The sequence below is a fragment of the Shewanella intestini genome, assembly GCF_018221465.1.
Taxonomy (GTDB): Bacteria; Pseudomonadota; Gammaproteobacteria; order Enterobacterales; family Shewanellaceae; genus Shewanella; species Shewanella intestini.
The window spans coordinates 48147-59195 of the sequence record NZ_JAAIKR010000018.1 but is presented as its reverse complement, the minus strand read 5'-3'; the positions used below and the strand labels follow the sequence as shown (position 1 = coordinate 59195).

The following is an 11049-nucleotide window of genomic DNA, read 5'->3' as shown; positions in this document are numbered from 1 at the left end:
AATCCCCTACTACCAGTTATTGTTCTGGCAAACTAAACATGATTTCGACTAATTGCCCATCACGTTCGACCATGACTGACATTTCGGTTAATTCTGGTAATTGCGACATTATCTCTAACCCTTGACCCATATCAGTCAAGTCGTATCCATTAATACTTTTCGCTAAATCGTTGGCTTTAAATCCTGCCGCTCTAAACATAGCGATGTCTTTACCTGGATTTAAACGATAACCGTCTATCTCTTGGCCTTTTCTCACCGGAGAGATAGCAATAAAATCGGTAATTTTGCTTGGGTCAGCCATAATAGCAGCGCGTGATTCAGATAATGTCTTTGAAAAAGCAGCATTATCGCGTTTATCAAGTTTCTTAACTTGTTGCTTGCTTTTGGCTTCTTGAAGCGACTGATTTGCCGTGCTGTTGGTGTTGTATTTTAATCCGTCGAGCATCAGTGTTTCATAACGCCCGCCGTTAGTAATAATAATGCGGTCTGCATAAACTTCTTTTAATGACGCTGAGGTACCCTTAATTTTATCGCCTAAGCCATAAGTGTCCTGAGTGCCACGTAAATCGATAATTGCTAAACCTTTGGTTTCTGCCGTCGAGGCAACCACACCCGTTAATTGAATCGACAAGTTAGTTTTCGGCGCGTCTGTAATTTGCACCACTTCTTGTACTTTCGGCTTGGTTGGCTGTTTGTTTGCATCACCAAACAATGCCAGTTGATGCACTTTGTTTAAATCAATGCCGTCGTTATTGTGATGACTGGACACAGCGCTAGGCCGCCACACAGATTGATCTGTCGGCACGGGAATTAACTTCCAAGTGATTTGAGCGGCAAGTAATAATGCAATGATGACCCCAAGCCCAAAAAGCATATTACTAAGCGGTTTTTGCGGAACACCAGCCGCTTTAACGGTCAGTTTATCGAGTAAATCCATAAATTATTTACTTTCAATTACAAACATGAAGGATAAGATCTCTTATATTATTGTCACATTTTTTAGCAGTAACTTCTCATGCTAACCTACACAACGTTATGCAACAAGCCACATCTATTGATTGATTGGCGAGTTTGAACAAAATATGTTAACTTTGCGCGCCTAAAAACGCTATGCGCCACGGCTGTTTTTGCGATTATGCCCCAAAAGTATGACCATCAAATGACTCAGCTTGTGAACTCCCCCTTATTTTAGGAGAAATTATGAGTGAAAATACCTCAAATGAGCTCAAAGTGAGATTAGATAAATGGTTGTGGGCGGCAAGATTTTATAAAACACGCGCCTTAGCTAAAGACATGATCAATGGTGGCAAAGTTCACTACAATGGTCAAAGAGTTAAAACCAGCAAACAAGCTGAAGTTGGCGCAGTAATACGAGTACGTCAAGGATTTGATGACAAAGAAGTCATCATCGATAAGCTTTCGGAGCATCGCCAAAAAGCGGCGATTGCCCAAACACTCTACACTGAGACGACTGAGAGCGAGAATAAGCGCGTGTTTAATGCCGAAGCACGTCGCCTCAATATTCTCAATAATCCGGCGCCAGAAAACAAGCCGGATAAAAAACAACGACGCCAAATTTTGCGCTTTAAATCACTTTAAAGACATCCCAAATACGAGATATATAATGAACAAAGACACACTACACCGTTATCTATTTGACAATGCTGACGTTCGCGGTGAAATCGTTCAGTTACAAGACAGCTATCAAGCAATATTATCAGCACATGATTACCCTGTCGCACTGCAAGTGATCCTAGGTGAATTATTTGCTGCGACTTCGCTGTTGTCTGCCACAATTAAGTTTTCTGGTGACATTAGTGTGCAATTACAAGGCGATGGCCCTGTTAGCGTTGCAGTGATCAATGGTAATAATCAACAAGCGTTACGGGGCGTAGCCCGTTGGACAGGTGAACTTGCTGATACTGCCAGCCTAAACGAGTTATTCGGTAAAGGTTACATGGTGATCACGCTAACACCTGATGAAGGTGAGCGTTACCAAGGTATTGTGTCACTTGAGCATGCTAATTTAGCAGCCTGTCTTGAAGAGTATTTCAATCAATCAGAGCAGTTACCTACGCAAATTCAATTATTTGCTGACGGTAAACACGCTGCCGGTATGTTATTGCAAGTGCTACCAACTGACAAAGACAACAACGATGACTTTGATCATTTGTCTGCTCTAACGGCAACCATCAAACAAGAAGAGTTATTTACACTACCTGCGGCGGATATTTTGCACCGTTTGTATCACCAAGAAGAAGTGCGTTTATTTGATCCTGTTGATGTGATGTTCAAGTGTACTTGTTCAAGAACGCGCACCGCAGCAGCCATCCGCACCATTGGACAAGCAGAAGCGGAAACCATTGTCGCTGAAGACGGTAAAATTGAAATGGGTTGTGAATACTGTTCATCAACTTACACCTTTGACGCCATTGATGTTGCCGCCATTTTTGCTGATAGCCCAGCGGGGCAAGATACCCCAACACAATAAGTCACAGAGCCGTAGTCATGTGCTGGCTTTGGCATCATTTTGATCTCAGCTACAGATAAAATGACATAAAACGCACACAAGTTCGATTAAAAGCATCTTTTAGATGCTTTTTTTATGTCTAACTATTCCGTGAACACAAATTACTTTCAAATAAATTACCAAACTGTATGTCATCACACTTGCAACATAAGTTACAATTGCGCTACCTAGACTGAGGCAATAAAAAATAATAACTCTCGGCTAGACAATTGCAGTTGTGGGCAGATTTTCTATGTTCACAAACGACCTAATGACATGGAGATCACACGATGGCCGCAGCTCAAAATCGAGTTCACCTTAACCTTACCTCTGCTCAATTAATCGAAATGGCATTATTACGCCAAGAAGGCCAACTAACGGCTAACGGTGCGCTGGTCGCCAAAACAGGGCAACGCACGGGTCGCTCGCCATTGGATCGTTTTATTGTTAAAGAGCCCAACACTGAAAACGACATTGACTGGGGCAAAGTCAACCGCCCATTCGATGCAGGTAAATTTGATGCACTATGGAATCGCGTTGACTCTTACCTTGCTGAAAAAGAAACGCTATTTTGCTCAGAACTCGAAGTCGGTGCAGATGACGAACATTACCTGCCAGTCAAGGTCACAACTGAATATGCATGGCATCAAGTGTTTGCTCGTAACCTGTTTATTACGCCATCGTCTTTTAATCGTGGTAACAAGCCAACGTGGCAAATTATTAATGCACCGGGGTTTGTTTGCTCACCTGAGCGTGACGGCACTCATTCTGAAGCCGTAGTAGTCATTAACTTTGCGGAACGTAAAGTATTGCTGGCCGGGCTAAAATATGCAGGTGAAATGAAGAAATCGATGTTTTCGGTGCAAAACTTTTTATTGCCAGCAAAGGGTGTACTGCCGATGCATTGCTCGGCTAACGTGGGCCATAATGGCGACACCACACTATTCTTTGGCTTATCTGGTACCGGTAAAACCACCTTGTCAGCGGATCCCAAACGCTTATTGATTGGCGATGACGAACACGGTTGGGCACCGGGTGGCGTATTTAACATTGAGGGCGGCTGTTACGCGAAATGTATCGACCTTAGCCAAAAAAATGAACCGGTTATCTGGGATGCTATTCGCTTTGGAACCGTACTTGAAAATGTCATGCTTGATGCGCAGCGCCAGCCTGATTATCACGACACAACCCTAACTGAAAATAGCCGCGCTGCTTATCCGCTAGAGCACATCAATCAACGAGTGGAGGCTAATCGTGGGGCTGAGCCCAATGCCGTGGTGTTTTTAACTTGTGATGTTTCTGGTGTATTGCCTCCCGTCTCTATACTTACCAAAGAACAAGCGGCTTATCACTTTTTGTCAGGTTATACCGCTAAAGTCGGCTCAACAGAAATGGGCTCTAGTGCAGCAATTGAATCAACGTTCTCTACTTGCTTTGGCGCACCTTTCTTCCCGCGCCCCGCAGGCGTATATGCCGAGTTGTTAATGAAGCGAATTAAAACCTTTGGCAGTAAAGTTTACTTGGTGAATACAGGATGGACTGGCGGACCTTATGGCGTTGGTAAACGCTTTGATATTCCAACCACTCGCGCAATTGTCGATGCTATTGTGTCTGGTGAGTTAAATGACACCGCAACCGAGTATTTACCACAACTAAATTTATCGGTACCTGTCAGTGTAAGTAATGTGGACCAGCAACTGCTCAATCCGCAAAACACTTGGCAAGACAAAGCCCTGTACCAAACTTATGCCACACAACTTGCGCAAGAGTTTGCCAGCAACTTTGCCAAATACAATGTATCTGATGCCATAAAAGCGGCAGGCCCTAAAGGGTAATCATACTTTATCATCCCCGTTAGCTCGGTTAATAATTGAACCCGCATGGCGATAAAAACGCTACCGAATAAACCCTGAGTAAAATCAGGGTTTTTTCTTACATTTTATTCTGTTCTGTTTGTCTTGCATGAGTTTAACCTTCGCTAATTGCAGGCTATTATATTGCCTCATTATCCAACACGTAAGGGATGACCATGGCACGTTCGCCGCTTGTTTTATCATTACTCAGCGCTATTTTTGCAGCTCAAGCATTACCCGCATTTGCCCAAACTGATACGCCAATAACCACACATGCGGATAACGCAGTTGAAAATATTGATGTGACACTACACGAGCCCTCTTCTGCCGCGGTTATCGCTAACACCTATATTAATGATGTCATTCTACCCCCAGCCATTCCTTGGCATGGAGCAAGCGAGCAACTACTCCATAAGCCAAACACGCCTTGGGTCACCCCGTTTGAGCAACACGGTTTCGTTAGTAGCCCCAACTATGATGATACAGTCACTTGGTTAACTAAATTAGTCGATAGCAGCCCTATGTTGCATATGACTAGTATTGGAAAAAGTCCTCAAGGACGCGATATTTGGATGATTGTCGCCAGTAAAGAAGGCGCAACATTGCCCACGCAACTATCGACAAACCGCAAACCCAACGTGTTAGTACAAGCCGGCATTCACTCTGGGGAAATTGACGGTAAAGATGCGGGGATGATGTTGCTTCGCGATATAACTCATGGCACCAAAGCGAGTTTGCTCGATAAAGTAAACTTACTGTTTATCCCTATCTTGAGTGTCGATGGTCACGAGCGCAGTGACAAGTTTAACCGAGTTAATCAACGTGGCCCGGTTGATATGGGCTGGCGCACCACCGCGGTTAATTTAAACTTGAACCGCGATTACGCTAAAGCCGATGCCATCGAGATGCAGCACCTGATCCGTACCATCAATATTTGGCAGCCTGATCTTTATCTTGATGTCCACGTAACGGACGGCATTGACTATCAATATGATGTCACCTTCGGTTATAACGTGAAACAAGGCTACAGCCCAAGCAGCTTTGACTGGTTAGAAAATATTTATCGTCCAGAAGTGGAAGCGGCACTCACTAGGCAAGGCCATATTCCGGGGCCATTAGTGTTCGCCATTGATAAGTCTGACATGTCAAAAGGCCTGTCATGGTGGAACCCAAGCGCCCGTTATTCAAACGGTTATGGTGATGCTCGCCATTTACCCACTATTTTGATTGAAAATCACAGTCTCAAGCCGTTTAAACAACGAGTATTGGGTACGTACGTGATGTTAGAGCAAACCTTAAAAACCGTGGCTAAGCACAGCACCCAATTAAAGTCGGCAATTAATTCAGACAAATATCAGCACCCAGATAAGTTAACTTTAACTTGGAAGCGCGAACTACAACCAAAAGGCTGGGACTTTAAAGGCATTGGTTACACCACTGAACACAGCAATATTAGTGGTAAAGACGTTGTACGCTGGAATGGTGAACCTAAGTTGTATCCACAGCTACCAGTACTTGGTAATACTAAAGCTGACATTCAAGTTACTCGTCCTGAGGCCTATTATATTCCACCGCAATGGACTCATGCAATTAACACCCTAGAATTGCACGGTATCCGCTTAGAAACCTTAACAAATCCTAAAACCTTGATGCTACAACACTACCAATTAACGGATGTAAAATTTGGTGCTAAAGATTATGAAAGCCGCCAAACCGCAACCGCAACGGTTAACCGCACCACTGAAAAAACACGCTTACCCAAAGGCACAGTAAAAATCAGTACGGCACAACCATTAGGGCAATTAGCAATGCTGTTGCTTGAGCCACAAGCACCTGATTCGTTATTTTACTGGGGCGAATTTAATACCATTTTCACTCGTACTGAATACATTGAAGATTATGCAGTAGAAGTCATGGCGGCCAAAATGTTAGCGCAAGATCCACAATTAAAAGCGGATTTTGAACAAGCCTTACTAGATAAAGACTTTGCTAACGACAGCCGCGCTCGCTTAAGTTGGTTCTACAAACGCAGCCCATATTATGATAATCAATATCAGCAATATCCGGTAATGCGCAGCATAGACTAGGTTTTATTGCCCTGAGAGTCTTGGCTATCAAGCATAATTTGGTAGCCGAGCTCTCAACAGCTCAACATTAAACGACAATTTATTAGATTGTAAATGAGGTTAATTAAGTTTAATTCTTGCCTTGTATTACCCATTTACTCTGCTTTTTCAGCTTTAAAAATGATGTTAATGATGAAAGTTGACACTTGTTCAATGCAAAATCAACCTGCAAAAATAGCCTATAAGTTACAGCACTGATGACAAAAAACACTCATAACGATAGGGGCAATCATGCTTATAATCGATTAATTTTTAGGGACATTTAGTGCTGGAATATATAGATTTTTGCTTGAGTCAATCATCCCAAGCTTTTGTTCTCTAGTCATTTTTTTGATCGCTAACTCACGTTTTGTCGCCACACTTCTATCATGTTGCCGCTCTTTATAAACCAATGTCAGTGGCCCTTTGCCTTTAAGGTATTTCGCGCCTTTTTTACCTCCCAATTGGTGCTCATTAAAGCGCCTTGCTACATCGGTAGTAATCCCCGTATAAAGGTGACCATTAGCGCATTTGATCATATAAACAAACCAAGCATCAGCATGAGAATTTTGCGTCATATCTTGAATAACCTACATGGTAATCCCATATTTATAGACTTCATGGCATACTATTGCGATGTCATCATTGAACACAGTTTTAAGTACTTTAAAGGAAGCCACAATGTTAACAACTCAAGCCCCTGGTACTCAACCTGCTTTGCTGCACCCAGCTAAAGCCATTGAGCTATTGTTAGCCCAAGTTGAAGCAACACAAGACACTGAATTAGTCAGCTTAACCCAAGCTACCGGCAGAGTACTTGCTGAAGATTTAGCTTCTGGTATCGACTTACCTCCTTTTAATAATTCGTCGATGGACGGTTATGCTTTTAATTTTGCCGATATCGACCCCAATGCCGATTCGCAGCAGCTTACTTTAGTTGGCAGCTCATTTGCCGGTCACCCTTATCAAGGTGAGACCGCTAGAGGTACCTGTATTCGAATTATGACTGGTGCGCCGCTACCTGCAGGTTACGACACCGTGCAAATGCAAGAAAAAACCCAGGCAAATGACGATATCATTACCATTGAAGACGTGCGTAAAGCAGGACAAAACGTGCGCTTTAAAGGGGAAGAACTTTTAGCGGGCAGCAAAGTTTTACACCAAGGCTGTATTATTCGTGCCGGTGAAATGGGCGTGTTAGCCACAATTGGTATTAGTCAGGTGCGAGTGAAACGCCGCATAAAAGTGGCTTTCTTTTCAACCGGTGATGAACTTCGCCCCGTCGGCAGTGAGTTAGCGCCGGGACAAATTTACGATTCAAATCGTTATTCTATTCAAGGCCTATTAACCAAGGCCAACATTGAATGGTTAGATTTAGGCGTTATCCGCGACGACAAAGAAGCGATTAGAGCCGCATTTAAAGAGGCAGCAGCCAAAGCTGATATGGTATTAACCTCTGGCGGAGTCTCAGTTGGCGATGCAGACTATACCAAGCAAATATTGTCTGAAGAAGGTGAAATTACTTTCTGGCGTTTAGCCATCAAACCGGGTAAACCTTTTGCTTTTGGCAAGCTTGGCGAAGCTATTTTCTGTGGTTTACCGGGCAACCCAGTATCATCTATGGTGACCTTTTATAAGTTGGTGTGGCCGATTATTAATAAAATGCAAGGCTTAGCACCAGTGACCCCATTAACATGTCAAGCAACGCTAACTACCGACATCAAAAAGTCTCCAGGGCGTTTTGAATATCAGCGCGGCATTTTAACCACCAACGCCAACGGACAACTCGAAGTCGCCACCACAGGTGGGCAAAGTTCGGGCATGCTGACATCAATGAGCATGGCAAACTGTTTTGTGCTGTTAGAGCAACAACAAGGTAATACTGCGGCGGGCACCACTGTCATTGTTGAACCGTTTAACACCGTATTAAGCTAGCGAGAACTACATGAATATTGAAGATGATATTTTGTCTGACGCAGAGATTTTACGTTACAGCCGCCATATTTCTATTAAAGCGATGGATTTTGAAGGCCAAGAAAAGCTCAAACAAGCTAAAGTATTAGTGATTGGTGCTGGCGGTTTAGGTTGTGCAACGTCTCAATATTTAGCGGTTTCAGGTGTTGGTGAAATCACCTTGGTCGACTTTGATCATGTTGAAACCTCTAACTTGCAACGCCAAGTTTTACACCATGATAGTGATGTGGGTAGTGCAAAAGTAGACTCAGCAAAAGCCTCGCTGCTTGAGCTAAACCCGTACATTACAGTAAATGCAATTAATCGCTTATTAGATGAAGCTGAGCTAGAGCGCCTAGTTGAATTAAATAATTTGGTTCTCGATTGTACCGATAATGTACTTGTAAGAGAACAACTTAACCGAAGCTGCTTCAAGCATAAGATCACCTTTATCTCAGCGGCAGCTATTCGTATGGAAGGGACGGTCACGGTATTTGATTACCAGCAACACAGCCCTTGCTATCAATGTTACAGCAGCCTATTTGGTGAGCAGCATTTAACCTGTGTAGAGTCCGGTATTTTAGCGCCAGTTGTGGGGTTAGTTGGTTGTATACAAGCAACAGAAGCGATTAAAACCCTTGCGGAGTTTGGTGAAACCCTTGCGGGTAAAATCTTAATGATTGACGCGATGACCATGGAGTTTCGAGCGATGAAACTGCCTAAGCAGCAACAATGCCCAGTGTGTGGGAATAATAGCTAACTCATTGTTCTAATGGAGCGGCAGTGTTTGCTTGTTCCTTAATCACACTTTCGACTGCTGTAGTACTTTGCTCACCAACGTCTGTCGCAACACGGTCTGCTTTGGCAATGTATTTAGCTTTGCCGTTACTATGAAACTTGCTATTGGCCTTTTTAGCCTTTGCCTTCAAGGTTTGATTAATTTTCTTTTTACGGTTCATGGCGATCATTTACTTGAGTATTTTGGCGTCATTATAAATAAAAAAAACACAGCTTGGGCTGTGTTTTTTTATGCTTCATCATCAAGATTAATCTTGAAACAGCACCCAAATTGCATGGATGATGCCGGGCACAAACATCAAAATAGTCAGTAATACATTGATCAATAAATCTTTACCGACACCTTTACTTAGCAGTACTGACACTGGCGGTAATAAAATTGCGATGATGATCAAAAGTAATTTTTTTATATCCATAATTTACCTTATACGAGATTTGTCTTTTAAGTCCATTGTGGTCATAAAAGTAACACACGCTACAAGTTGTAAACCAGCACAAATATTGCTATCAACCATCTTTAATAATCCGTATTCTGAGGTAAACATTCAGCTTAATTCATTATGACAACGCGAATTATCAACAATAAAAAACACGCAGCCTTATGATTTATGCTCAATTTTTATGTTTAATCGCCGGAAGTTGTGCCTTTGCATGGGGGCTTTTAGTCCACCCGTTAAAAATTGCCCCTAAAGCCAGTTTGCGTTTTGCATTAGCCAACATAGCTATTGTTTCTGGGTTTCTTTTATATACCTTGCGTAATAACGACATCAGCTACACCAGCTGGTTTATTGCCGATATGGTGATGTTATTGGGTTTTATGCTAATACGCTGGGGAAGCCAGTATCTATTTAAACAACAAGTTAACACTCTGTCCGATAGTATCGTATTGATTAGCGCAGCGTTGTTAATGTTGCTTGTGCCTCCACAACTCACTTATGCCGCTTACTTTGTGTTTATCATGAGCTTAGTCTCTGCTTATATTTTTGCGATGATCACTAAGGACAACTTCATGACCTTTCGAAAGGTCATGTCGCTCCCCTACGCTGCTTTACTGAGTATTCCGCTATCGATTGTCAGCTTGGTTTTTCTTGCCCGTGCAGCGCTTTATGTCATCAACCCTGATTACATGATGTATTTAACCGCGACTAATAGCATTGAAAATCCACTACCAATGTGGACATACATTATCTTACTACTCATCGTTAATATTGTCCTTTTTGGCAATGCGATTACTCGTTTAGTTCAGAAAATTAAAGGATTAGCAATTAGAGATCCACTCACAGGATTATGGAATCGGCATGCATTAAGAACCAAAATGGAACAGGTTGATGAACAGTGGCGTCTTAATGGTGATATGTACAGTATTTTAATGATTGATATAGACCACTTTAGACGTATCAATAATTACTATGGCCATATTGCAGGTGACACCGCATTGCAGCACATGGCACAACTGTTAACCAGCTCATTACGTAAAATGGATTTTATTTGTCGTTATGGCGATGAAGAATTCTTGATTATTTTGCCGTCCACACCTGAAAATAAAGCCACTATTGTGGCTGAGAAAATTCAACGAACTGTCAATAAATCCAGTTTACTTTGGCAAGCAAAAAAATTGACTTTTTCAGTCAGTATTGGCGGCACAACATGTCAAAAGTCTAGTGACTATCAACAGGCATTAAAGCAAGCTGATGAAGCGATGTTTGAAGCAAAAAAGCAAGGACGCAACAACATTTGTTTTTGGCACAAAGCGTTATTCGAACGTGATGGCGTTAACGACAACCATGTTAGAGTCAATAGCACGACTTAGCGCCCTGATTATTTTACAACA

At 42.5% G+C, this 11049-nt stretch carries 11 protein-coding genes; 7 read left to right on the top strand and 4 right to left on the bottom strand.

Features of this window, described 5'->3' with window-relative positions:
- Nucleotides 1–16: 16 nt before the first annotated feature.
- Nucleotides 17–937, bottom strand: coding sequence for a type II secretion system protein GspC (gene gspC / locus G3R48_RS15325; RefSeq protein WP_153666094.1), 921 nt, complete (start codon nt 935–937; stop codon nt 17–19).
- Between the two features lie 263 nt (nt 938–1200).
- Here gspC and hslR point away from each other — a divergent pair, with 263 nt between their 5' ends.
- The 4 genes from hslR to G3R48_RS15305 all read left to right on the top strand — a co-directional run bounded on the left by hslR (nt 1201) and on the right by G3R48_RS15305 (nt 6449).
- The gene (gene hslR, locus G3R48_RS15320; protein ID WP_153666093.1) at nt 1201–1599 is read left to right on the top strand and encodes a ribosome-associated heat shock protein Hsp15; all 399 of its coding nucleotides are present in this window, start codon (nt 1201–1203) and stop codon (nt 1597–1599) included.
- A 25-nt stretch (nt 1600–1624) separates the two neighbouring features.
- Nucleotides 1625–2491: an Hsp33 family molecular chaperone HslO gene (gene hslO / locus G3R48_RS15315; RefSeq protein ID WP_153666092.1), complete on the top strand. Its 867-nt coding sequence runs from the start codon at nt 1625–1627 to the stop codon at nt 2489–2491.
- 308 nt (nt 2492–2799) lie between these two features.
- Nucleotides 2800–4344, top strand: coding sequence for a phosphoenolpyruvate carboxykinase (locus G3R48_RS15310; RefSeq protein ID WP_153666091.1), 1545 nt, complete (start codon nt 2800–2802; stop codon nt 4342–4344).
- A 188-nt stretch (nt 4345–4532) separates the two neighbouring features.
- Nucleotides 4533–6449, top strand: coding sequence for a M14 family metallopeptidase (locus G3R48_RS15305; RefSeq protein WP_153666090.1), 1917 nt, complete (start codon nt 4533–4535; stop codon nt 6447–6449).
- Nucleotides 6450–6733: 284 nt separating this feature from the next.
- Here G3R48_RS15305 and G3R48_RS15300 read toward each other — a convergent pair whose 3' ends face one another.
- Complete coding sequence (locus tag G3R48_RS15300) at nt 6734–7045, bottom strand: GIY-YIG nuclease family protein (protein ID WP_153666089.1); 312 nt, start codon at nt 7043–7045, stop codon at nt 6734–6736.
- A 103-nt stretch (nt 7046–7148) separates the two neighbouring features.
- Here G3R48_RS15300 and moeA point away from each other — a divergent pair, with 103 nt between their 5' ends.
- Nucleotides 7149–8402 (top strand): molybdopterin molybdotransferase MoeA, encoded by a 1254-nt coding sequence (moeA, locus tag G3R48_RS15295; protein WP_153666088.1) that lies wholly within the window; start codon nt 7149–7151, stop codon nt 8400–8402.
- A 10-nt stretch (nt 8403–8412) separates the two neighbouring features.
- Nucleotides 8413–9180 carry a molybdopterin-synthase adenylyltransferase MoeB gene (gene moeB / locus G3R48_RS15290; protein WP_153666087.1) on the top strand — a complete coding sequence of 256 codons (768 nt, stop codon included), beginning with the start codon at nt 8413–8415 and terminating at the stop codon, nt 9178–9180.
- 1 nt (nt 9181) lies between these two features.
- Here the strand turns inward: moeB and G3R48_RS15285 are convergent, their stop codons facing one another.
- Together G3R48_RS15285 and G3R48_RS15280 are read right to left on the bottom strand one after the other, a co-directional pair.
- Complete coding sequence (locus G3R48_RS15285; RefSeq protein ID WP_153666086.1) at nt 9182–9379, bottom strand: DUF2986 domain-containing protein; 198 nt, start codon at nt 9377–9379, stop codon at nt 9182–9184.
- An 87-nt stretch (nt 9380–9466) separates the two neighbouring features.
- Entirely contained in the window at nt 9467–9634 is a 168-nt protein-coding gene (locus G3R48_RS15280) for a YqaE/Pmp3 family membrane protein (RefSeq protein WP_153666085.1), read from the bottom strand.
- Nucleotides 9635–9819: 185 nt separating this feature from the next.
- Between G3R48_RS15280 and G3R48_RS15275 the strand changes: the two genes are divergently transcribed.
- The gene (locus tag G3R48_RS15275; RefSeq protein WP_153666084.1) at nt 9820–11028 is read left to right on the top strand and encodes a GGDEF domain-containing protein; all 1209 of its coding nucleotides are present in this window, start codon (nt 9820–9822) and stop codon (nt 11026–11028) included.
- Nucleotides 11029–11049 lie beyond the last annotated feature (21 nt).

Excerpts from the sequence above, each read along its gene's own strand:
- gspC (WP_153666094.1), bottom strand. The coding sequence starts at position 937 with ATGGATTTACTCGATAAACTGACCGTTAAAGCGGCTGGTGTTCCGCAA.
- hslR (WP_153666093.1), top strand. The coding sequence starts at position 1,201 with ATGAGTGAAAATACCTCAAATGAGCTCAAAGTGAGATTAGATAAATGG.
- hslO (WP_153666092.1), top strand. The coding sequence starts at position 1,625 with ATGAACAAAGACACACTACACCGTTATCTATTTGACAATGCTGACGTT.
- G3R48_RS15310 (WP_153666091.1), top strand. The coding sequence starts at position 2,800 with ATGGCCGCAGCTCAAAATCGAGTTCACCTTAACCTTACCTCTGCTCAA.
- G3R48_RS15305 (WP_153666090.1), top strand. The coding sequence starts at position 4,533 with ATGACCATGGCACGTTCGCCGCTTGTTTTATCATTACTCAGCGCTATT.
- G3R48_RS15300 (WP_153666089.1), bottom strand. The coding sequence starts at position 7,045 with ATGACGCAAAATTCTCATGCTGATGCTTGGTTTGTTTATATGATCAAA.
- moeA (WP_153666088.1), top strand. The coding sequence starts at position 7,149 with ATGTTAACAACTCAAGCCCCTGGTACTCAACCTGCTTTGCTGCACCCA.
- moeB (WP_153666087.1), top strand. The coding sequence starts at position 8,413 with ATGAATATTGAAGATGATATTTTGTCTGACGCAGAGATTTTACGTTAC.
- G3R48_RS15285 (WP_153666086.1), bottom strand. The coding sequence starts at position 9,379 with ATGAACCGTAAAAAGAAAATTAATCAAACCTTGAAGGCAAAGGCTAAA.
- G3R48_RS15280 (WP_153666085.1), bottom strand. The coding sequence starts at position 9,634 with ATGGATATAAAAAAATTACTTTTGATCATCATCGCAATTTTATTACCG.
- G3R48_RS15275 (WP_153666084.1), top strand. The coding sequence starts at position 9,820 with ATGATTTATGCTCAATTTTTATGTTTAATCGCCGGAAGTTGTGCCTTT.